At 72.1% G+C, this 20,478-nt stretch carries 20 protein-coding genes; 9 read left to right on the top strand and 11 right to left on the bottom strand.

Going from position 1 to position 20,478, the window contains the following annotated elements; genetic code table 11:
- Nucleotides 1–34: 34 nt before the first annotated feature.
- On the top strand, nucleotides 35–709 hold the full coding sequence (locus Aiant_RS07165) for a TMEM175 family protein (RefSeq protein WP_189332780.1): 675 nt from the start codon (nucleotides 35–37) through the stop codon (nucleotides 707–709).
- Here the strand turns inward: Aiant_RS07165 and Aiant_RS07170 are convergent, their stop codons facing one another.
- The gene (locus tag Aiant_RS07170) at nucleotides 710–1,162 is read right to left on the bottom strand and encodes an AMP-binding enzyme (protein WP_229830538.1); all 453 of its coding nucleotides are present in this window, start codon (nucleotides 1,160–1,162) and stop codon (nucleotides 710–712) included.
- Nucleotides 1,163–1,200: 38 nt separating this feature from the next.
- Here Aiant_RS07170 and Aiant_RS07175 point away from each other — a divergent pair, with 38 nt between their 5' ends.
- Nucleotides 1,201–1,674 carry an isochorismatase family protein gene (locus Aiant_RS07175; protein WP_189332779.1) on the top strand — a complete coding sequence of 158 codons (474 nt, stop codon included), beginning with the start codon at nucleotides 1,201–1,203 and terminating at the stop codon, nucleotides 1,672–1,674.
- A gap of 16 nt (nucleotides 1,675–1,690) precedes the next feature.
- Here the strand turns inward: Aiant_RS07175 and Aiant_RS07180 are convergent, their stop codons facing one another.
- Nucleotides 1,691–1,966: a hypothetical protein gene (locus Aiant_RS07180; RefSeq protein ID WP_189332778.1), complete on the bottom strand. Its 276-nt coding sequence runs from the start codon at nucleotides 1,964–1,966 to the stop codon at nucleotides 1,691–1,693.
- A gap of 263 nt (nucleotides 1,967–2,229) precedes the next feature.
- Here Aiant_RS07180 and Aiant_RS07185 point away from each other — a divergent pair, with 263 nt between their 5' ends.
- Both Aiant_RS07185 and glxA read left to right on the top strand, forming a co-directional pair.
- Nucleotides 2,230–3,909, top strand: a complete 1,680-nt coding sequence (locus tag Aiant_RS07185) for a glycosyltransferase family 2 protein (protein WP_189332777.1) — start codon at nucleotides 2,230–2,232, stop codon at nucleotides 3,907–3,909.
- Nucleotides 3,906–5,849, top strand: coding sequence for a radical copper oxidase GlxA (gene glxA, locus Aiant_RS07190; RefSeq protein ID WP_189332776.1), 1,944 nt, complete (start codon nucleotides 3,906–3,908; stop codon nucleotides 5,847–5,849). The genes Aiant_RS07185 and glxA overlap by 4 nt, the downstream gene beginning before the upstream one ends.
- Nucleotides 5,850–6,333: 484 nt before the next feature.
- Here the strand turns inward: glxA and Aiant_RS07195 are convergent, their stop codons facing one another.
- Complete coding sequence (locus tag Aiant_RS07195) at nucleotides 6,334–6,978, bottom strand: NADPH-dependent F420 reductase (protein ID WP_189332775.1); 645 nt, start codon at nucleotides 6,976–6,978, stop codon at nucleotides 6,334–6,336.
- 90 nt (nucleotides 6,979–7,068) lie between these two features.
- On the opposite strand from Aiant_RS07195, the gene Aiant_RS07200 reads away from it, so the two are divergent.
- The gene (locus Aiant_RS07200; protein WP_189332774.1) at nucleotides 7,069–7,401 is read left to right on the top strand and encodes a winged helix-turn-helix transcriptional regulator; all 333 of its coding nucleotides are present in this window, start codon (nucleotides 7,069–7,071) and stop codon (nucleotides 7,399–7,401) included.
- A 13-nt stretch (nucleotides 7,402–7,414) separates the two neighbouring features.
- Here Aiant_RS07200 and Aiant_RS07205 read toward each other — a convergent pair whose 3' ends face one another.
- The 3 genes from Aiant_RS07205 to Aiant_RS07215 are packed head-to-tail and all read right to left on the bottom strand — an operon-like array spanning nucleotide 7,415 to nucleotide 9,701.
- Nucleotides 7,415–8,398, bottom strand: a complete 984-nt coding sequence (locus Aiant_RS07205; RefSeq protein ID WP_189332773.1) for a glycoside hydrolase family 6 protein — start codon at nucleotides 8,396–8,398, stop codon at nucleotides 7,415–7,417.
- Nucleotides 8,399–8,413: 15 nt separating this feature from the next.
- Complete coding sequence (locus Aiant_RS07210; RefSeq protein WP_229830537.1) at nucleotides 8,414–9,145, bottom strand: hypothetical protein; 732 nt, start codon at nucleotides 9,143–9,145, stop codon at nucleotides 8,414–8,416.
- A complete protein-coding gene (locus Aiant_RS07215) occupies nucleotides 9,138–9,701 on the bottom strand; it encodes an RNA polymerase sigma factor (protein WP_189332772.1) in 564 nt (187 codons plus the stop codon). Before Aiant_RS07215 ends, Aiant_RS07210 begins: the two co-directional genes overlap by 8 nt.
- Before the next feature lie 50 nt (nucleotides 9,702–9,751).
- On the opposite strand from Aiant_RS07215, the gene Aiant_RS07220 reads away from it, so the two are divergent.
- The gene (locus Aiant_RS07220; protein ID WP_189332771.1) at nucleotides 9,752–10,951 is read left to right on the top strand and encodes a YncE family protein; all 1,200 of its coding nucleotides are present in this window, start codon (nucleotides 9,752–9,754) and stop codon (nucleotides 10,949–10,951) included.
- Nucleotides 10,952–11,416: 465 nt separating this feature from the next.
- Here Aiant_RS07220 and Aiant_RS07225 read toward each other — a convergent pair whose 3' ends face one another.
- On the bottom strand, nucleotides 11,417–12,019 hold the full coding sequence (locus Aiant_RS07225) for a TetR/AcrR family transcriptional regulator (protein WP_189332770.1): 603 nt from the start codon (nucleotides 12,017–12,019) through the stop codon (nucleotides 11,417–11,419).
- A gap of 157 nt (nucleotides 12,020–12,176) precedes the next feature.
- On the opposite strand from Aiant_RS07225, the gene Aiant_RS07230 reads away from it, so the two are divergent.
- Both Aiant_RS07230 and Aiant_RS07235 read left to right on the top strand, forming a co-directional pair.
- Nucleotides 12,177–12,767 carry a hypothetical protein gene (locus tag Aiant_RS07230; RefSeq protein WP_189332769.1) on the top strand — a complete coding sequence of 197 codons (591 nt, stop codon included), beginning with the start codon at nucleotides 12,177–12,179 and terminating at the stop codon, nucleotides 12,765–12,767.
- Between the two features lie 27 nt (nucleotides 12,768–12,794).
- A complete protein-coding gene (locus Aiant_RS07235) occupies nucleotides 12,795–14,315 on the top strand; it encodes a GGDEF domain-containing protein (RefSeq protein WP_189332768.1) in 1,521 nt (506 codons plus the stop codon).
- Between the two features lie 28 nt (nucleotides 14,316–14,343).
- Here the strand turns inward: Aiant_RS07235 and Aiant_RS07240 are convergent, their stop codons facing one another.
- Together Aiant_RS07240 and Aiant_RS07245 are read right to left on the bottom strand one after the other, a co-directional pair.
- The gene (locus Aiant_RS07240; RefSeq protein WP_189332767.1) at nucleotides 14,344–14,949 is read right to left on the bottom strand and encodes a class I SAM-dependent methyltransferase; all 606 of its coding nucleotides are present in this window, start codon (nucleotides 14,947–14,949) and stop codon (nucleotides 14,344–14,346) included.
- Nucleotides 14,950–14,968: 19 nt separating this feature from the next.
- A complete protein-coding gene (locus Aiant_RS07245; protein ID WP_189332766.1) occupies nucleotides 14,969–16,021 on the bottom strand; it encodes a hypothetical protein in 1,053 nt (350 codons plus the stop codon).
- 202 nt (nucleotides 16,022–16,223) lie between these two features.
- On the opposite strand from Aiant_RS07245, the gene Aiant_RS07250 reads away from it, so the two are divergent.
- Nucleotides 16,224–17,096, top strand: a complete 873-nt coding sequence (locus Aiant_RS07250) for an AbfB domain-containing protein (RefSeq protein ID WP_189332765.1) — start codon at nucleotides 16,224–16,226, stop codon at nucleotides 17,094–17,096.
- A 64-nt stretch (nucleotides 17,097–17,160) separates the two neighbouring features.
- Here Aiant_RS07250 and Aiant_RS07255 read toward each other — a convergent pair whose 3' ends face one another.
- Together Aiant_RS07255 and Aiant_RS07260 are read right to left on the bottom strand one after the other, a co-directional pair.
- Nucleotides 17,161–19,125, bottom strand: a complete 1,965-nt coding sequence (locus Aiant_RS07255) for a beta-galactosidase (protein ID WP_189332764.1) — start codon at nucleotides 19,123–19,125, stop codon at nucleotides 17,161–17,163.
- On the bottom strand, nucleotides 19,122–20,462 hold the full coding sequence (locus tag Aiant_RS07260) for an ABC transporter substrate-binding protein (protein WP_189332763.1): 1,341 nt from the start codon (nucleotides 20,460–20,462) through the stop codon (nucleotides 19,122–19,124). Before Aiant_RS07260 ends, Aiant_RS07255 begins: the two co-directional genes overlap by 4 nt.
- Nucleotides 20,463–20,478 lie beyond the last annotated feature (16 nt).

Genomic DNA, 20,478 nt, shown 5'->3' on the forward strand with positions numbered 1-20,478 from the left:
GCGCGGAAGCGCGGATCTTTGACAGGGTCGGCGGATGGAGCAACGGCGCACTCTCTATCACCGGATCGCCGGCGGCAGCGTCGACCGGCTGTCCGCGCTCAGCGACGGGATCTTCGCGGTCACCATGACGCTGCTCGTGCTCGACCTGCACGTGCCGGTGGTCGAGGAGGTACGCCGGCAGCGGCCGATGTGGGCGGACGGAGCGACCGAGCCGGAGCGGGCGCTGTGGAGCGCACTGACGCACGTCGGGCCGAGCGCGCTGGCGTTCGCGCTGAGCTTCCTGACGCTCGGGATGTTCTGGATGGGGCAGCAGACGCAGCTCAACTACTGCACGCGCGGGGACCGGCAGCTCAGCTGGCTGCACCTGTCGTTCCTGCTGGGCGTCTCGTTCATGCCGTTCTCGACGGCGCTGCTCGCCGAGTACATGACGGTGCGCCTGGCGCTGCTGGTCTACTGGGTGAACATCCTGGTCCTGGGCCTGCTGCTGCTCGCCTGCCTGCGGTATTCGGATCGTGCCGGGCTGCTGCGCGAGGACCGGGAGCCGGGCTTCGCCGGGAGCCTGCGCCGCCGGATCGTGGTGGCGCAGGCCCTCTACCTGGTCGGGGTGGTGCTGGCGTGCTGGAACACCTACGTCGGGATCGGCCTGATCGTGGTGTTGCAGCTGAACTCGGCGTTCGCTCCCCGGATCACGCCGTTCGACCGGTTCTGATCACATGCCGTCGCCGGACCACTCGCCGCGGGAGCGGGAGCGGACCGGCAGGGAGGAGATCACCGGGGCGTGCTCGTGCTCGTAGTTCTCGGCGTGGCCGCCCCACTTCACGTACTCGTCGCGCTCACCCCAGCGGTCGTCGGGCTCGCCGACCACCGCGCACTCGGTCACCGACGGGTGCGTGAGCAGCACTTCCTCGACGTCCCGCGGGTATACGTTCACTCCGCCCGTGATGATCACGTCCTTGACCCGGTCCACGATCGAGATGAAGCCCTCCTCGTCGCGGATCACGATGTCGCCGGAGGTGAGGAAGCCGTCCGCGGTGGTGCAGGCCGCGGTCGCCGCCGGATTCTCGTGGTAACCGTTCATCAGGTAGGGCGAGCGGCTGTACAACTCGCCCGGCTCGACGAGCCGGCCGTCCGGGCCGACCGCCCTACACGCATCCGGAGTCACCGCTCTACCTGCGTACCGGAAATGCCGCTGCCGAAGCGATGTCCGCGCTGGCCGCGGCGGCCCGCACCGCGGGCCTTCCGGTGGTCTGGACCCGGGTCCACTTCGCCGACGAGTCCTGTGCCGAGGCCCCGCTCTTCGCGGCGAAGGTCCCAGCGCTGAAGGCGTTCGCGGCCGGGTCGGCTCTCGCCGGGTTCGCGCCGCCGCTCGGCCCGGCGCCCGGCGAGCTCGTCGTGGTCAAGCACTACGCGAGCGCGTTCGCCGGCACCTCACTGGCCGCCTGGCTCGTCTCGCACCGGATCGACACCCTGGTGATCGGCGGCTTCTCGACCAGTGGCTGCGTGCGCGCCTCCGCCCTGGACGCCCTCCAGCACGGCTTGCGCCCGATGGTCGTCCGGGAGGCCTGCGCCGACCGCTCGGCCGGCCCGCACGAGGCCGGCCTCTTCGACCTCGACGCGAAGTATGCCGACGTCATCTCGCTGACGGAAGCCGTCGCCCGGATGACGACGGCCTGACGACCGTAGCGCTGCGTCACTCCTCGCCGGCGCCGAGATGCCACGGGACGACCAGCGGGTGTCGCTCCTCGTCGCGGGCGGCGAGGCCCTCCATCGATCGCAGATACTGACGGCGGGTGATGTCGCCGTCCAGCAGCTGGCCGCAGAGGACGCCCTCCAGACTCTGTGGAGCGAAGAACGATTCCGGCACCAGCAGGGGTTCCGCCGCGGCCCGCGCCTCGGCGCGGACGCCGCGCACCGCGAGCACGCAGGCGGCGGCCAGCACCAGGATGAGCAGGAAGAGAACTAGCATCGCCACCGCCTTGTCGATTCCCGGACGGGTGACGTTCGCCCGCCTCGACAAAGCAAACGGATCACAGGGCGTATCGGTTCGAAGGTTTACTGACCAACTCGTCGCGGATGGTCGGTCCCACGATCGGGTGCGGGGGATGTCCAGTCCGGGCTCTCGCTGACTACTGTCCAGTTGTGCCCGGAAAAATCCGGTTCACCTATGAAAAATGCTGACTTGCGTGCTGGATCGACCGGGCCATCTGTCCACATTGCTCAGGGAGCAAGATGCCCTACGACTATGACAGCTTCAGCCGCCTGGCCGGTCCTGCCGATCCGGCCCCGACGGGCGACTACCGGGTCCGCCTGCGACCACTGACCCGGAACCGCCCGATCCGCAGCCTCCTGATCACGATCTTCGCGTTCACCCTGGAGGCCACCTTCTTCGGCTGGCTGCTCACCTCGGCCGACCTGTCCGGTGGGTTCGTCTCCACCGTGATGGTCGCCGCGATCGCCCTCATCGAGTTGTTCCGCCTGGTCAACGTGGTCACCCTGTGCCTGGCCACGCTGCGCGCCCGGGACCCGGTGCCGGTGCCGCCGGAGCCGGGCCTGCGGGTCGCCTTCCTCACCACGATCGTCCCGGGCAAGGAGCCGATCGAGATGGTCGAGGAGACCCTGCGGGCGGCGACCCGGATCCGCGGCGATCATGACGTCTGGCTGCTCGACGAGGGCGACGACGACGAGGTCAAGAAGATGTGCGCGAGCGCCGGCGTCCGCCACTTCAGCCGGCGCGGCGTACCCCGGTGGAACACCCCGAGCGGCGGGTTCAAGGCGAGGACCAAGCACGGCAACTACAACGCCTGGGTGGACGCGCACGGCGACGACTACGACGTGTTCGTCTCGGTCGACCCGGACCACGTGCCGCTGCCGTCGTTCGGCGAGCGCCTGCTCGGCTACTTCCGGGACCCGGACGTGGCGTTCGTGGTCGGCCCGCAGATCTACGGCAACTACGACAACCTGGTGACCCGCTGGGCCGAGTCGCAGCAGTACCTGTTCCACTCGCTGCTCCAGCGGGCCGGCAACAAGCTGGGCGCGCCGATGCTGGTGGGGACGAACAACGCGGTCCGGATCGCGGCGCTGCGGAGCATCGGCGGGCTCCAGGACTCGATCACCGAGGACATGGCGACCAGTCTCGCCCTGCACGCCGCCCGCAATCCGGTGACCGGGAAGCGCTGGCGCTCGGTGTACACCCCGGACGTGCTCGCGGTCGGCGAGGGCCCGTCGGCGTGGACCGACTACTTCAGTCAGCAGCACCGGTGGTCGCGCGGCACCGACGAGGTCTGCGTCGCCGGGTTCCTGCCCCGGATCCGCCGGCTCGGGGTACGGCGGACGCTGCACTACGCGCTGCTGATGGCGTACTACCCGATGACCGCGGTGGCGTGGCTGCTCGGCACCGGCACCGCGGTCGCGCACATCGTGCTCGGGGTACGCGGCGTGCAGGTCCCGCAGCAGGTGTGGTCGATGCTCTACGTGGACGCGGCGATGTTCCAGGTCGGCCTCTACCTGTGGAACCGGCGGCACAACGTGAGCCCGCACGAGGAGGCCGGCTCGTCCGGGCTGACCGGGATGCTGCTCTCCACGCTGTGCGCGCCGATCTACGTGGCGTCGTTCCGGCAGACGCTGCTGCGCCGGCGGGCCGGGTTCGTGGTCACGCCGAAGGGCGACTCGGCCAGCCCCGACCGGGTCGGCACCTTCCGGAGCCATCTGAGCTGGGCGGCCTTCTTCGCGGGGCTGCTCGTGACGGCGGTGGTGACCGGGCGTACGCACGGGCTGATGTGGCTGTGGCCGGCGCTGAACATGGCGCTCTGCCTGACCCCGCCGGCCCTGTGGGCGATCAACAAGCCGCCCGAAAAATCGGTAAAAATTCCGAAGCAACGGACGGAACAGCCCGTTAGGACGTACGCATGAGCCCTGAGCCCACCCTGACCCGCCGCCTCCTGCGCGGCCTCGCGGTCCTCCCCGCCGTCGCGGCGGTCCTCGCCGCGAACCGGCCGATCGTGGTCTTCGCGGCCGACCGCTACCACGAGTTCCACATCAACCGGCCCGGCTACAAGGCCGAATACGGGCACTGGTCGACGCTGCCGGTCCCGGACGGGTTCCGGATCAACGCGATCCACGCGGCGCTGCTCAGCACCGGCAAGGTGCTGATCATCGCGGGGTCGGGGAACAACCGGAAGAACTTTGAGGCCGGCTCGTTCCGGACGATTCTGTGGGACCCGGCCGGGGACAGGTTCTCGCTGGTGCCGACGCCGACGGACATGTTCTGCTCGGGGCACACCTTCCTGCCGGACGGGAAGCTGCTGGTCGCCGGGGGGACGAAGTCCTACGAGGTGCTGCCGGAGAACATCAGGTACGCGGCCGGCGTCATGAAGATCAAGAACGAGTCGCCTGACGACGGTCCGCAAAGAATAGGAAAAGGGACGCTCCTCCAAAGCCCCGATGGGCGGCGATATGCGACCCGTGCCGACGTCACCGTCCCCGCCGCCGCGAAGATGCTGCACAACGGGGAGACCATGGTGCACGCCGGAGAGGTAGAGGTCTGGGCGGACGCGTTGCAACCCGGGGACGCCGGGGTGATCAACCAGCCCGCTCAATATCGGTTTGTCGGATTTAAAGGCATAAAGGCTCGCAACCTCTACGGCGTGGCCGACAAGATCACTCGCGAGAAGCAGGAGTACGGCGGCGACAACACCTCCTACGAGTTCGACCCGCACACCGAACGCTACGTCCGCACCGGCGACCTCACCGACCACCGCTGGTACCCCACCCTGGCGCCCCTGGCCGGCGGCAACGTCCTCGCCGTCTCCGGCCTCGACCAGTTCGGCCGGATGCTGCCCGGTCGCAACGAGGTCTACCTCGCCCGGGAGCACCGCTGGGCCGCCGCACCCAGGCTGACCCGGCCCTTCCCCACCTACCCGGCGCTGTTCCTGACCCAGGACGAGCGGCTCTTCTTCTCCGGATCGAACGCCGGATACGGCTCCGCCACGGTGGGCCGCACCCCCGGCCTGTGGAACGTCCGGACCAACGACTTCCGCCCGGTCCCCGGCCTGCGCGACGCCGCCATGACCGAGACCAGCGCCTCGGTGCTGCTCCCCCCGGCCCAGCGCCAACGCGTGATGATCATGGGTGGCGGCGCCGTCGGCGACTCACCGAAGTCCACCGCGCGCACCGCGATCGCCGACCTCGGCCGGCCCGACCCGGTCTACCTGCCGGGGCCGGACCTGCCGCATCCGACGCGGTACCTCAGCACCGTCGTGCTGCCCGACGACACCGTCTTCACCAGTGGCGGCTCGTCCGGTTACCGCGGCGGCCCGTACCGCGGCAGGACCCGGAGTGACCTGCTCACCGCACAGATCTACGACCCGTACCGAAACGCCTTCCGGACCGCGGCGGCACCGACCGTCGGCCGCGACTACCACTCCGAGGCACTGCTGCTGCCGGACGGCCGGGTGGTCACGCTGGGCAGCGACCCGATCTACGACAGCTCCGGCAAGAACCCCGGCGTCTTCGAACAGCGCATCGAGATCTACAGCCCGCCCTACCTCTTCCGCGGCGCCCGCCCGACGATCGTCGGCGGCCCGGACGAGGTCGCCCGGGGCCGCACCGTCTCCTTCGGCACCTGGGACGCCGACCGGATCCGCACCGCCCGCCTGCTGCGCCCCAGCGCCGTCACCCACGGCACCGACGTCGACCAGCGCTCGATCGCCCTCCCGATCCGCCGCGCCCCCGGCGGCCTCATGATCCAGATCCCGAAGCAGCGCGGCCTGGTCCCCCCGGGCTGGTACATGCTCTTCCTCACCGACACCGAGGGCATCCCGTCCCCCGCCACCTGGCTCCAAGTCTCCTGACTTTCCAGACCCGTTTCCGGTACGCCCCGAGCACCGTCCCGTGCCTCGCCCTCCCGCGATGCCCGCTCCCCCCACGACCGCCACGCGCCCCCGGCCCCCGGGCTGGTCCTCACGGCCCCATCCGGACTCCCGAAAGGGCCATGAGGACCAGCCCGACAACCCCAGCTGGCTCCCACCGCCCCATCCAGACTCCCGAAGGGGCCATGAGGACCAGCCCGACAACCCCAGCTGGCTCCCACCGCCCCACCCGCACACCCGACAGGGCCATGAAGACCAGCCCGACAACCCCAGCTGGCTCCCACCGCCCCACCCGCACACCCGACAGGGCCACCAGGACCAGCCCGACAACCCGAGCTGGCTCCCACGGCCCCATCCGGACACCCGACAGGGCCACCAGGACCAGCCCGACAACCCGAGCTGGCTCCCACGGCCCTATCCAGACTCCCGATAGGGCCGCCAGGACCAGCCCGAGAAGTTGTCCGCGTTAGCCGGCGGCCGGGACGCGCAGCAGCGCCGGATCCACGTCCGGCACCGCGAACCGGGGGTTGTGCCCGGACCCGACGACCCGCATCACGAACCCGGCCGCCTCCTCCAACTGCCGCGCGGCCCCCAGCCCACCGACCACACCGGCCCGGCCACCGAGGTCCTCGACGAGCGTGCTCGTCCGGTCGAGAGCCTCGGGATCATCACCGCAGATCGCCACCACCGGCGCCTGCTCCGCCGGCCCGGTCCAAGGCCACGACGCCCCCGCGAACAGGTGCAACGCCTTCACCACCCGGGCGCCGGTCGCGGTCCGCGCCACCAGCTCCGCCGCCGGCCCGAGCACCTCCCCGGTCGCGTAGTCGACCGGGTTGGTGCAGTCGACCACGGTCGTGCCGGCCAGCGCACCCCGGTCCGCGCCCACCAGCGTCAGCGCCTCCACCAGCCCGGACCAGGCGACGGCGACCACCACCACGTCGACCCGCGACCCGAGATCGGCGGACTCGGCCGGAACCGCCCCGATCTTCTCCGCCGCCTCGGCGACGTGCGCCGGGTCGCGCCCGGTCACCAGCACCGAGTGCCCCGCGTCCACCCAGAGCCGGCCCAGCGCCCGGGCCAGGTTGCCGGTCCCGAGAATCCCCACGTTCACAGCGATCTCCTTCGTCGGAGTGATGACGCCGAGAACGCTAGGAAGGCTTCTCCTACCGATCGGTAGGACGGGACGGGCGAGAATGGCCGCATGCTCAACGGCGAATGCCAGACGTTCGTGTCCGACTGCCACGTGCGAGCCGCGGCCGCACTGCTCAGCCACTCCTGGGACCCGATCGTGCTGTCCGCGCTGCGCCGCGGCCCGCTGCGCCGGCACGACCTGCTCACCGGCATCGGCGGCATCAGCGACAAGGTCCTCACCGAGTCCCTGCGCCGGCTCCGGAGCCGAGCCCTGATCACCCGGGCGGCCGAGCCGGGCGGTGGCGCTTCCTACCGCCTGTCCCCACTGGGTGAGTCCCTGGCGGAGGGGCCGCTCGCCGCGCTCGCCCAGTGGGCCGCCGACCACCAGTCCGACCTGGTCTGAAAGCCCGGACGGGTCAGTTGGTGGCCAGCGACAGGGCGTACTCCGGCCACCACCGGCCGGCCGGTGGGGCGCCGGCGCCGCATTCGCCGTCCGACTCGCCGGGCCGTTTCACCCACAGGTACGCGTCGACCCGGTCGTGACCGGTCTGCGTGGTCGGGGCCGGGCCCAGCGCCCGCCCCGGCGGGTTGCACCAGTGCCCGTCCCCGGAGTCCGCGGTCGCCGGGCCGTTCCCGTTCCGGCTGGTGTCGATCACGAAGTGCTTGCCGCCCAGCTCGTCGGAGATCGCCGTGCCGTACCCGATGTTCGCCTCGGTGGTCTCGAAGTTCGCCACGTTCAGGCTGAACCCGTCGGCGTCGGCCACCCCGGCCCGGCGCAGCGCGTCCACCACCCGATCCACGTCCTTGACCCAGCCGGGGTTGCCGCCGTCCAGATAGACCCGCACCCCCGGATCCGCCTTGAACGCCCGGATCGCCTCCCCGAGCAGGCCGTACCGCTCCCCCGCGGCCGCCTCGGACAGGCACCCTTGCAGCACGTGCGTCACCGCGTCCGGCTCCAGCACGACCAGCGCCGGCGACCCGTGCACCGCACCGGCCAGCTGCCCGATCCAGTCCCGGTACGCCGCCGCGTCCGGCGCGCCGCCCCCGGAGTGCCCGCCGCAGTCCCGCTGCGGCACCCAGTACGCGACCAGCACCGGCGTCCGCCCGGCCGCCGCGGCCGCGGTCACCAGATTCCGGGCCCGGTCGGCGAACCCGGGATCGGCGTCGGCGAACCACACCGCGGCCGGCTCGTCGGCGATCCGCCGCAGCGCCGCCGCGTCCCCGGGCCGGCCCGCCGACTCCCAGGTCCGCACCTGCGCCGCGGCCGCCCCGGCCGGGTCCACATAGAACTGCTCGACCGGTGGCGCGGGCACCGGATCGGGCCGGGACCCGGCCTCGACCGTGCAGGCCGCGAGGCCCCCGCACACGACAACGGCCAGGACCGCGGAACGAACTCTCATGGCTCCTAATTCATCTCAGCGCACCGACCGGGCCACCTCGCTCGCCTCCTCGAGGGTGGCAAGTCCCTCCAGCCGGTAGGTGACGGATCCGGTCGTCCAGATCAGCGACGGACCGGCGAGGCGGGCGGTCTCGGTCCGGGTCACGCCGTCCCGGTCGACGTACCTGACCGGATGCGGCGCGGCCAGCCACACCGCGACGTCACCGACGCCCTCCACCCACTGCCCGTCCGGCGCCGTCTTCAGGAACACCGGGTCCACCATCCCGTCGAACTGGTCAAAACGCACGGTACCGCCCCGGTAGAGGAGGGTGACCACACGCGGCGCGCCGTTTTTGTCCGGATCGGCGAGAAGCACCCGGTCGGGCGACCCGAGCTTCTCCGGCACCACGACCGGGAACGCCGCCCTCGCCCGGGCCTGCGCCAGCCCGGCGGCCTCCTGCGACGGCAGCGGGCTCGGCGTCGCGGGCAGCGCGCCGTGCGGCTCGTCGCGCAGTTCGATGCCGGCCACCCGGAGCAGCCCGCCGACCGCGTCCAGGACCGCGGCACGGGCCGGCGAGATCGCCGCCACCGCGAGGACCAGGGCCGCGACGACCGCGGACAGATAGAACCGGGCGCGATGCCGGCGCGGCGCGGGGCGAGCCAGGCGCGCCCGGACCGCTTGCCGCTGATCAAGGGCTTCCGGTACGACGTAAGCCCGCCCGAGGTCCCGGAGCTCCGCGACCAGCTCCTCGTAGTCCCGCTCAGACACCGGGCACCTCCCCCACCGGCATCCGGTCGCGCAGCTTCCCGAGCGCCCGGGCGGTCCGCGACTTGACGGTCCCGCGCGGCAACCCGAGGGTCATCGCGGTCTCCGCCTCGGACAGCTCCAGCAGGTATCGGCAGACCAGCACGTCCCGGTCCCGGGCGTCGAGGGCGCGCAAGTGGTCGAGCAGCAGCCGCCGCCGTTCCCCGGCCACCGCCGTCTCGGCCGGGTCGGGCTCCACCGGATCGGGCCCGGCCCGCACCCCGAAGCGTTGCAGGAGTCCGTCCCGCCGCCGCCGGGACCGCACCAGGTTCCGGGTCTCGTTCGCCACGATCGCCAGCAGCCACGCCTTGAACCCGGCCTCGCCCCGATATCGCCCCAGCTGCCGGTACGCCTTCACGAACGCCTCCTGCACCACGTCGTCCGCGTCGGCGCCGGCCCCGAGCAGCACGGCCGCCCGGTGCGCGGGCGCGGTGCAGTGCCCGACCAGGATCTCGTACGCGTCCAGGTCCCCCGCGCGCGCCCGGGCCACCACGGCCGCCTCATCCACCACCACGTACATAGGACACCACCGATCGGGAACCGGTTCCCGGCCGGTGGTGTCACCGGTACATGACGACTCGCCGGAACTTCCTCCTGCTCGCCGGGACCGGGCTCGCGCTGGGCGCGGCCGGCTGCCGGGACACCGCCACCCCGCCCGCCACGGCGACCGCGCCGGACGTGTTGCTCGCCGAGACCGGCCGGGGGCTGGTGCGGCTGACCCCGCAGGGGACCGTCGACTACGGGCCCGCGGCGGTGCTGAGCAGTGACGGGGCGCGGCTCGCGGTCGTACGGGAAGGGGTCTTGTCGCTGATCGCGACCGGGACCGGGGAGACGATCGGGACCACCGGCGTGCCGGCGGGCTGGCTGCCGCGGGTGGCGTCGCCGGACGGGCGCGCCTGTGCGCTGAGCCGGACCGCGGAGAGCGTGGTGCCGCAGGGCCGGGAGCGGACCTCGCTGCTGGTCGTGGTGGACGGGCGCACGCGGGAGTACGACCTGCCCGGGGTGGTCGAGCCGGACGCGTTCAGCGGCGACGCGAATGCCCTGTTCGTGCTGGAGTGGCAGCCGTCCGGAGCGCCGGACCACTATCGGGTACGGGTGCTCGACCTGGGCAGCGGGAAGGTGGCGCCGCTGAACACCCGGGCCAAGGTGCCGGTGCCGAACGGGGCCGAGGAGCAGATGCGCGGCGAGGGGCGGCAGGCGGTGGCGGCCGGGAACCTGCTGCTCACGCTCTATACGCACCAGCCCGGGCACCGGCACACCCGGGACCTGCTCTCCGGGCGGCCGGGCAACGCGCACGCGTTCGTGCACGTCCTGCACCTGGCCGACCGGTGGGCCTACTGCCTGGACCTGCCGCACCCGTTCGGCGAGGGGCCGGCGGCCGGGCACGCGATCGCGGCGGACGCCGAGGGCCTCGCCGTGGTGGACGGCACCAGCGGGCAGATCGCCTACGCGAACCTGGAGACGCTGACGATCGACCGGACCGGACCGGCGCAGATCCCGGCCGGGACGGCGGCGGCGCTCGCCTTCACCGGCGATCGGCGTGCCCTGGCCGGGGCCGGGGACCGGGTCAGCGTGCTGGACCGGACCTCGGGCGCGGTCACCGGCGGCTGGCACGTCCCGGCCCCGCTGCTCGGGCTGGGCCTGAGCCGGGACGGCGCCCGCGTCTACGCCGGCACCACCGGAGCGGTCCACTGGCTGGACGCGACGACCGGCACCCCGCTCGGCCAGGTCGAGGTGCAGGGGCTGACCACCCTCCGCCACGTGGCCTGACGGCTCAGGGCCGCAGCGGCGAGGCGCGCCCCTCAAGGCCGCGGCCCGCCCGCCGGCGCGCGGCCCAGCGACCCGCAGCCAGCCCGCCGGGCAGGCGGCCTCAGCGACCGGCGGGCAGGCGGCGCGGGGTTTCAGCGCACCGCGCCTGCGGGCAGGCGCGCTCAGAGACCGGCAACACGCCCGTCGGACGCGGGATCTCAGCGCACCGCGCCCGCCGAGCAGGCGGCCTCAGCGACCCGCAGCCAGCCAGCCGGGCGCGGGGTCCCAGCGCACCGCGCCCGCCGGGCAGGCGCGCTCAGAGACCGGCAACACGCCCGTCGGGCGCGGGGTCCCAGCGCACCGCGCCCGGCGGACAGGCGGCCTCAGCGACCGGCAGCACGCCCGTCGGGCGCGGGGTCTCAGCGCACCGCGCCCGGCGGACAGGCGGCCTCAGCGACCGGCAGCACGCCCGTCGGGGGCGGGGTTTCAGCGCACCGCGGCGGCGGTCAGGCGGCTGTCGATCGCGATGCGGGCCCGTTCGTAGGGCCAGGGGTCGTCGTGCAGGAGCGACATGGCGTTCGCGGTCTCCAGGAACGCGATCAGCTCGAACGCGAGCTGGCCGGGATCGGTGGCGGGGACGAGGTCGCCTAGGTCGCGGGCTTCCGTGACGGTTTGCTCGACGAGGTCGCGCCACTGGCGGGCGGCGGCGGCGATCGCGTCACGGACCCGGCCGGGGCGGGCGTCGAACTCGGCGGTGACCGCGAAGAAGAAGCAGCCGCCCGGGAAGACCCGGCGCTGCGAGTAACTCAGCCAGCTGTCGCAGAGCCGGCGCAACCGCGTCACTCCGGGCGGCACGGTCAGCGCGGGCCGGACGACCTCGGCGAGGTAGACGTCCGCCGCGACCGCGACGGTGGCCAGTTGGAGCTCCTCCTTCGAACCGAAGAAGCCGAACAGGCCGCTCTTGCTCACCCCGGCAACGCCCGCCAGGCGGCCGATCGACAAGCCCTCCAGGCCGTCCCGCGAGGCGATGTCCGCCGCCTGGCGCAGGATCACCCGCCGCGCCTCCTCGTCCCGTGGCCGCCCCGCCATCGCCACCCTTTCCCGCACGAACGTTCGGTCGCACTATAGCGGCGACTCCCCCGGCGTGTTACGTTGCGAAGCAATTTTCAGCACGATCGTTCGTACATTAAATGGGGGGTTGATCTTGTTACGGACACGATGGATCGCGGGGCCGGACGCTGACGCCGTGGGACCGGTGCTGGTCAGCGTCACCGACTTCCGGGCGGGGCGGCGCCGGGAGCTGGGCGGCATCTACCGGGCCGGACTGGGGCTGCGCCGGGAGTGGCCGCGGCTGCCGGGCGCCGTGGGTCTGTGGTTGTGGACCATGCCGTGGCAGGGCCGGTGCGGCGCGGTGTCGGTGTGGCGGGACGAAGCGGCTCTGCACGGGTTCGTCGGGCGGCCGGACCACGTCCGGATCATGCGGCGCTACCGGGATCGCGGGCAGACCAGGTCGGCCGTCTGGACCGCGCGGCCGGACCCCGACCCGCGGCCGAGCCTCGACGCGAGGCTGGATCTCGACGCAAGGCGGGGCCTCGACGCGCGGCCGGACCCCGAGGCGGGGCTGGATCTCGACGCAAGGCGGGGCCTCGACGCGCGGCCGGACCCCGAGGCGGGGCTGGATCTCGACGCAAGGCGGGGCCTCGACGCAAGGCGGGGCCTCGACGCAAGGCGGGGCCTCGACGCGAGGCTGGACCTCGACGCGCGGCTGGACCTCGACGTGGTCTGGGTGACGGCGCGGTGGTTTTTGGCCGGCAACGATGTGCCGCACCCGGCGTGAAACCTCAGGCGGGCCCGATCCCGGCCGATGGATGCGCTCGTGCTGTTCCGTGCCTACGCCGCGATCACCACCCTGCTGGTGGTGACCTATCTGGCGTGGCCCTTCGAGCTGCGGCAGTGGCCCTTCCTCGCGGTCAGCCTGGCGGCCCTGCCCGCGGTGGTCGCCGCGCTGCGCCGGGCGCCGGCCGGGAGCCGGGCACCGTGGTGGCTGATGCTGGCCGCGATGGTGCTCTACAACATCGGCAACCTGATCTGGATCTGGCTGGCCACGGTCGGCGGGCGCGCCACCGGTGACGGCAGCGTCGCCGACGTGCTGTTCTCCGTGGGCGGGGCGTTGCTGCTGGCCGGGGCGCTCGTGCTGGTCCGGCGGCGCGGCCGGGGCGACATCGGCGGGGTGATCGACGCGGTGATCACCGCGGTCGCGCTCGGCGGCGTGCTCTGGGACGCGGTGCTGCTGCCCGCGTACCTGGCGCAGCACCTGTCACCGCTGCGGGAGGTCGCGGCGTTCCTGGACCTGCTGGTGCTCAGTGGCACGCTGGGCGCGATGCTGCGCATCTCCTGGTTGCCGGCCGGGCGGTCGGCGTCGGTCCGGCTGTTCGCCGCCGGGATCGCGATAACCCTGGCCGGCAAGATCGTCGCGCCGCTGGCCGTGGACGCCGACGGGGTCCGGGCGGACTGGACGAACATGTGGTACCTCGCCGCGTACGCGGCGCTGGGCTGCGCGGCGCTGCACCCGTCGGTCGCCACCGTGGTCACCGTCAGGCAGGCGCCGGACGACGACCTGAGCCGCGGGCGGCTGTCCTTCCTCGGGGCGATGCTGGCGCTCACGCCGCTGGTCGGTGGCGGCCGGGCGATCCTGGGGCTGCCGGTGGACGGCGAACTCATCGCCCTGTCGTCGGCGGCGCTGGTCCCCCTGGTGATGGTCCGGATCGCCCGGCTCGCGGCCCAGCGCCGGGCCGCCGAGCAGGCCCTGCACCGCCTGGCCACCCGCGACGCCCTGACCGGCCTGCCCAACCGGGCCGCCTGCCTGGACCTGCTGGCCACCACCCTGCCCGTGGTCGTCACGGCATCCCCTACATCCCCCCGCACCACGCGGCCCTCGGACGGATCCCCCGCCGTGGGCGCTTCACCGGCCACCGCCGCCTCCGGCGATCAACTGGCGGTGCTCTTCTGCGACCTCGACGGCTTCAAGCCGGTGAACGACCGGCTCGGGCACGCGGCCGGGGACGAGCTGCTGGTCGCGGTGGCGGACCGGCTGCGCGGCTGCGTCCGCGAGGGCGATCTGGTGAGCCGTTTCGGCGGGGACGAGTTCGTGCTGGTCTGCCACGGTCCGGGCGCGGTCACGGCGGTGAGCGACCGGATCGCCGCGATGACCACCGAGCCGTTCGTCGCCGGTGGGGAGCAGGTCCGGATCGGGGTCAGCGTCGGCGCCGCCGGGGCACGTGCCGGTGACACCGTCGACGACCTGGTCCGCCGCGCCGACCTGGCGATGTACGAGGCCAAGAAGTCCAAGTCGGTCGGCACCCTCAGTCTGGTCCTGGCGGCCTGACGGGGCGGGACGGTGCTCGGGGCGTACGCTAATCAGTTTTGCGGAAAACGTCCAAGAGGAACCATTCGTCCTCGTGGTGGATGACCCGGTCGAGGGATGGGCGGGCGGCCAGCTCGGCGTGGACCTGGAAGCCGTCGTAGTTGCCCGGGTTGTCGCGGTCGCGGAAGTGCGCGGCGAGCAGGTCGCCGCCCGGTTCCAGGCGGTCGAGCAGGCCGTCGAGCATCAGCTGGAGATCGGCGGCGGAGAGGTAGTAGAGCAGGTCGCCGACGACGATCAGGTCGAAGGTGCCGTCCGGCAGCTCGGCGGGGAGCAGGGCGCGGGAGACCTCGACGTTCGGCAGGGCGGCGGTGGCGGCGCGGGCCTGGACCACCGCCTCGGCCACGCAGTCGACCGCCACGACCTCGTCGCAGCGCGCCGCGAGCATCACGCTGAGCACGCCCACCGCGCAGCCCGGCTCGTAGCAGCGGCGGTACCGCTCGCGCGGCAGGCTGGCCATCGCGACCGCGTATTTGCGCTGGTCGCTCCATTTGGTGGCATTGTCCCAGGGGTCGTCCTTGGCCTCGTAGAGACCGATGAAGTGGTCGAGGGAGTAGGACGCCTCCGGCGGCGTGGCGTCACCGTGGGTACGTGTCACCCCGCGATTCTGCCTGACCTCACCGGGACTGGACGGTGAGGGCTCCCACCCCGTGCTCCGAGGCGAGCCGGATGCCGTCGTCGCCGCGACCGCTTCTGATCACCGCGGCCGGGGCCACGCCGTCGTCGGTGTCGCCGTAGACGGTGACCGATCCGGCGCCCCTGCGGAAGAAGGCGCGGACCGGGACCTCGCGGTCGGTGACGATCCGCCAGGTGCCGAGGCCGCCGCGTTCGACGATCCCGATCGCGTCGCGCTGGGTGGGCAGCACCAGGTCCATGGTGGCGGCGCCGCCGATCAGCACGATGTGGCCGGCCTGGCCGCCGGAGAGGTCGACCCGGGCCGTGCTGACCCCGCCGCGCATCGTGAACGACCAGCGGACCTTCTCGCTGAGCCGGATCTCCAGACTGGCCGAGCCGTTCCTGCGGCCGTTCGGCTCGACCGAGACGGTGACCCTGTCGTCGTCCACCGCGGCACGCGCCCTGATCGTGCTGTCCTCGCCGACGCTGACCCGGACGACGTCGTCACCGATGTCGCCGACCAGGACCTGCAACTGGGCGACGCCGTCGGCGAGTTCGAGCGTGGCGGCCGCGGGGACCGCCGGCGGCGGGGTCGTCTTCTCGGCGCCACCCGGTGCGGCCGCCGAGGTGGGCGCGGCGGTCGGGCTGGGCGGCGGCGAGGTGCCGATCGACACCGGAGGGCTGGTCGGCGGGACGGCGGCGGACGGCACCGGCAGCGGCGGGGCGGGCAGGCTGTCGATCGAGTCGTCACTGGCCGGGACCCGCAGGCGGGAGACGACCGCGAAGACCCCGCCGCCGACCAGGAGGAGCACGGCGAGCAGCAGGATCACCGGCTTGTAGTCCCGCTTGATCGCGAGGTCCGGCTCGATGCCCGGATCGACGCGTACGGGCGGCGGAGCGCTCAGCCGGCGCGGATCCGTGCCGGGCAGCTCGTAGTGGTCGGCCGGCGGCCCGAGCCGGTGCGGCGCGTCGGGCCAGTAGTCGGAGATCCGGGGCAGGCCCGGTGGAAGTCTGGACGGGTCGTCGCCGGTCTCGGGCACTACTGGACTGTCCACGCGGCTCTCCTCGCTGCGGCCACCCGGCACCCCATGTCCTCGCCGGGTGGTCCCTGGAGGTATACGCATCGATCCGCGCTTCGGTTCGGCCGCCGGACAAAGATTTGTCCCCGGTTCGGGCAAATTGATTGATCAACCTCTTGATATCCGTCAGCCGCCCGGGAAAGATTCGTTTGTCCAAGTTCAGCAGGAAGCGAAATACATGCCGGAAGACGACACCCGCTCGGGGTTGCGGGTCGGCCGCTGGGTTCCGCCCTATTCCCCCGATGGGCGACCCCGGAAAACACCGATCCGGCCCACCACTCCCCCGTCATTCCCCCCTCCCCCGATTCCCGGCTTTCCGGCCTGGCCCCGGCACTACGGCACGACCCGGCGGCGGGCGGCCCTGGCCGCCGTGGCGGCGGCCACGGTCGGCGCGGCCGTGGTCTCCGCGCTGGCTCTGCGCGGTGGCGATCCCACCGCCGAGCCGGAGTTCCTGACCGGCACGGTGCCGCCGGCGCCGCCACCCGCGCAGACCGTGGTGATCGCGCCGATCAGCAGCTCAAACCCGATACCGTCCACCTTCCGGCCCGGGAGCGCTCCCACCCCCACGCGGTCCCGGACATCGAAGCCGGTCAGCCACTCGCCCACCCCGTCGCCGTCGCCGGACGTCACGCTCCGCGTCGGATCGACCGTCGCCCTGACGGTGGCGGACCGTCCCGGATACCGGGTCCGGCATAGCAACTTTCTCGGGCGAATCGACCCCATCGGGTCAGGCCCCGACGCCCCCGATCGGCCGGACTCCAGCTTCACCGTCCGTGGTGGGCCGGCGAATTCCGGATGCGTATCCCTTGAATCTGTAAACTTCCCAGGCTATTTCCTGCGACATCAGAACTTCGAAATCAAGCTGCACCGCCGCGACGGTTCTGATCTGTTCGATCAGGACGCCACTTTCTGCCCTATCGTGATTCGTTCCGGTGCCGCACTCACGTTACGGTCCATCAATTATCCGGACATGTTCGTGGTCGAGGACGGCGACCGCCTGTTCCTCAGAAAGGACGGGGCGCTGGCCCTGGTCCCGCAGACCCTGGGCTGAACGCGAGGGTCCGCCCGGGTGCGGTGTGCTGCTTCAAGGCCCCCGAGGCAGCACACCGCATTCCTCAGAGAACCCGCACGCCCCGAGGTTCCAGCATGCCGTCCGGGCCCAGGTCGACCGGCTCGGACGTACGGTTGATCAGGAACCGGTGCTCGCCGCGCCGGGCCAGCTCCACCCGCCCGCGCAGCTCCCGCGGCAGTTCGCTGGTCACCCCCGCGGCGTCCAGCAGCGCCGGCAGCACCGTGGTGAGGCCGTCGGCGCCGAGCCGGGTGGAGACGTACGCCGCGGAACCGGCGCCCACCGCGCGCCGGGTGATCGCGGGACGTTCCGCCTGGTCACCGGTCTTGTAACGGGCCAGGATCTCGACGGCCGGGTCGGTGACGCCGATCCGGTCGGCCCACAGGGTGCCGGTCGTCCCGTTGTCCAGGTCGGCGGTCTCGCCGTCCAGGAGCGGGGCGAACTCCTCGATCCTGATCCCGAGCAGGTCGCGCAACGCTCCGGGGTAGCCGCCGAGCCAGATCTGGTCGTTCTCGTCGACGATCCCGGAGAAGTAGGTGGTGATCAGGTGTCCACCGCTCCGGACATATCCGCTTATCCGGCTCGACAGCGCGGCGGGCACCACGTGCAGGATCGGCGCGATGACCAGACGATGGTCCCCCAGTTCCGGCACCACATCCACGCGGATGCCCAGGTTGAGCAGCGCGGTGTACCAGTCGAGCGCCTCCTGCTTGTAGCGCAGCCGATCGGTCGGGTGCGAGTCGTGCTCGGCCACCCACCACGACTCCCAGTCGAACAGGATCGCCACGTCCGCCGGTGTCTTGCGGGACCCGGCGACATCACTCAGCGCCGCGAGCCGTTGTCCGAGATCGACCACCGTACGGAAGACCGCGCTGTCCTCCCCCGCGTGCGGCACCATCGCCGAGTGGTATTTCTCCGCCCCGGCCTTCGACTGCCGCCACTGGAAGAAGCAGACCGCGTCCGCCCCGTGCGCCACGTGGGTGAGCGAGTCCCGGTGCATCTCCCCCGGCTTCTTCGCCACGTTCACCGGCTGCCAGTTGACCGCGCTGGTGGAGTGCTCCATCAGGAACCAGGGCCGCCCACCGGCGAGGTTCCCCGTCAGGTTCGCCGAGAAGGACAACTCGTCGCGGGCCTGCGGGCCGGGCAGCACGTAGTGGTCGTTGGCGACGAAGTCCACCTCGCCCGCCCAGTCCGCGTAGTTCATCGGGCTCATCTCGCCCATCACCATGAAATTCGTGGTGACCGGCACGTCCGGGGTGAGCTCGCGGAGCAGGTCCCGCTCGGCGATCAGGTGGTCCTTGAGCGCGTCCGAGGAGAACCGCTTGAAGTCCAGCCGCTGGGTCGGGTTCGGATGGGTGGTGGCCTGCCGGGGCGGGATGATCTGGTCCCAGTCGGAGTAACGCTGCGACCAGAAGTCGGTGCCCCACGCGGCGTTCAGCCCGTCCAGCGTGCGGTACCGGTCGCGCAGCCAGGCGCGGAACGCCACGGCCGCGTCGTCCGAGTAGTCGTAGACGTTGTGGCAGCCCAGCTCGTTGTTGACGTGCCAGGCGACCAGGGCCGGGTGTTTGCCGTACCGGGTGGCCAGGGCGCGGACCAGCCGCAGGGCGTGCGCCCGGAAGACCGGCGAGGTGGGCCGCCAGTGCTGGCGGCCGCCCGGCCACACGGTGTTGCCGTGCTTGTCGACCGGCAGGATCTCCGGGTGCCGGGCGATCAGCCACGGCGGCGGGGAGGCGGTGGCGGTGGCGAGGTCGACCGCGATGCCACCGGCGTGCAGCAGGTCCATGATCTCGTCGAGCCAGGCGAAGTCGTACACCTCGGGCCGCGGCTGGATCCGGGCCCAGGAGAAGATCGCCAGGGAGACGATGGTGACGCCGGCCTCGCGCATCGCCCGGACGTCGTCGTCCCAGACCTCGCGGGGCCACTGCTCGGGGTTGTAGTCGGCGCCGTACTCCAGCCGGGGCGCCCCGGCGCGGCGCAGCCAGCGCCGGGGCGTCGTGTTGTCGGTTGTCATTTAATCGTGAAGCCCTGTTCCTGGCCGTACTTGGTGGAGGAGTCCTGCCAGGCCTTCAGGCCGTCCTGCAGGGTGGATCCGCCGGTGTACGCCTTACCGACGGAGTCGTTGTAGACACTGTTCGCATAGACCTGGAACGGCAGGTACGACCAGCCGCTCGCCACCTCGGTGGCCGCCGCGGAGAGCACCTCGTTGGCCTTCTGCCCGCCCAGGTACGGGAACTGCTTGTTCTTGAAGGCGTCCGCGGTGAGCTGCGCGGTGGTCGCCGGGAACGCACCCTCGTCGGTCCGGCTCTGCGCGCCGTCACCGACCGTGGCGTACTTCATGAAGCCGTAGGCCAGGTTCTTGCTCTGGCTCGCCTCGGTCACGGCGAGCGAGCTGCCGCCGTTCTCCGCGGTGACCTTCTCGCCGGCGGTCCACTGCGGCATCGGCGCGACCCGCCACTTGCCGGCCGCGGCCTTCACGCCGGACTCCAGGTTGGGCGGCATCCAGGCGCCGATCACCAGGCTGGCGATGGTGCCGTCACCGAGACCCTTGTACCAGGCGTCGGACCAGCCCGGGATCGGCGCGAGCAGCTTCTTGTCGATCAGCCCCTGCCACAGGCCGGTCCACTTCTTGGTGCCCGCGTCGTCGAAGTTGATCGTGACGTTCGTGCCGTCCACCTGATACGGCCGCCCGCCCGCCTGCCAGATCATGCTGGTGGTGAAGCCGGCGTCGCCGCTGTCGCTGGTGATCCACGCCTTCGGGTTCGCCTTGTGCAGCTTCTCGGCCGCCGCGGCGTACTGCTCCCAGGTGGCCGGGACCGCGATGCCGTACTTGTCGAAGACCTCCTTGTTGTAGAACAGCGCCATCGGGCCGGAGTCCATCGGCAGGCCGAAGATCTTGTCGCCCGCGTGCACCGAGCTCCACGGCCCCGGGGTGAACGTGCCGTCCAGCGACTTCGCGCCGAACGTGTTCAGGTCGGTGACCGCCTTGGAGAGCGAGAACTGCGGCAGCGCGTAGTACTCGATCTGCGCCACGTCCGGCACTCCGGTCCCGGCCTTGACCGCGTTCTGGAGCGCGGTGTACTGGTCGTTGCCGCTGCCGGCGTTGACCAGGTTGACCTTGACCTTGGGGTACTTGACCTGGAAGTCCGCGACCACCTTCTTCAGCGTGGGCTCCCAGGCCCAGACGGTCAGGTTGCCGCCGGCCTGGAGCGCCGCCTCGATGTCGGCATCGGTCACGGTGGTCGACGCCGGGGCGTTCCCGGTGCTGTCGCCGGACGAGCCGCAGCCCGCGGCCAGGAGGGTTATCGACATGGCGGCGCCGAGGAGCGCACGCCGGCGGGTGATTCTCATGCGTTTCCCTTCTCAA

It is taken from the genome of Actinoplanes ianthinogenes, assembly GCF_018324205.1.
GTDB lineage: Bacteria > Actinomycetota > Actinomycetes > Mycobacteriales > Micromonosporaceae > Actinoplanes > Actinoplanes ianthinogenes.

Excerpts from the sequence above, each read along its gene's own strand:
- glxA (WP_189332776.1), top strand. The coding sequence starts at position 3,906 with ATGAGCCCTGAGCCCACCCTGACCCGCCGCCTCCTGCGCGGCCTCGCG.
- Aiant_RS07250 (WP_189332765.1), top strand. The coding sequence starts at position 16,224 with ATGCCGGAAGACGACACCCGCTCGGGGTTGCGGGTCGGCCGCTGGGTT.
- Aiant_RS07235 (WP_189332768.1), top strand. The coding sequence starts at position 12,795 with ATGGATGCGCTCGTGCTGTTCCGTGCCTACGCCGCGATCACCACCCTG.
- Aiant_RS07220 (WP_189332771.1), top strand. The coding sequence starts at position 9,752 with ATGACGACTCGCCGGAACTTCCTCCTGCTCGCCGGGACCGGGCTCGCG.
- Aiant_RS07165 (WP_189332780.1), top strand. The coding sequence starts at position 35 with ATGGAGCAACGGCGCACTCTCTATCACCGGATCGCCGGCGGCAGCGTC.
- Aiant_RS07205 (WP_189332773.1), bottom strand. The coding sequence starts at position 8,398 with ATGAGAGTTCGTTCCGCGGTCCTGGCCGTTGTCGTGTGCGGGGGCCTC.
- Aiant_RS07215 (WP_189332772.1), bottom strand. The coding sequence starts at position 9,701 with ATGTACGTGGTGGTGGATGAGGCGGCCGTGGTGGCCCGGGCGCGCGCG.
- Aiant_RS07185 (WP_189332777.1), top strand. The coding sequence starts at position 2,230 with ATGCCCTACGACTATGACAGCTTCAGCCGCCTGGCCGGTCCTGCCGAT.
- Aiant_RS07260 (WP_189332763.1), bottom strand. The coding sequence starts at position 20,462 with ATGAGAATCACCCGCCGGCGTGCGCTCCTCGGCGCCGCCATGTCGATA.
- Aiant_RS07200 (WP_189332774.1), top strand. The coding sequence starts at position 7,069 with ATGCTCAACGGCGAATGCCAGACGTTCGTGTCCGACTGCCACGTGCGA.
- Aiant_RS07180 (WP_189332778.1), bottom strand. The coding sequence starts at position 1,966 with ATGCTAGTTCTCTTCCTGCTCATCCTGGTGCTGGCCGCCGCCTGCGTG.
- Aiant_RS07255 (WP_189332764.1), bottom strand. The coding sequence starts at position 19,125 with ATGACAACCGACAACACGACGCCCCGGCGCTGGCTGCGCCGCGCCGGG.
- Aiant_RS07175 (WP_189332779.1), top strand. The coding sequence starts at position 1,201 with ATGTCCGCGCTGGCCGCGGCGGCCCGCACCGCGGGCCTTCCGGTGGTC.
- Aiant_RS07225 (WP_189332770.1), bottom strand. The coding sequence starts at position 12,019 with ATGGCGGGGCGGCCACGGGACGAGGAGGCGCGGCGGGTGATCCTGCGC.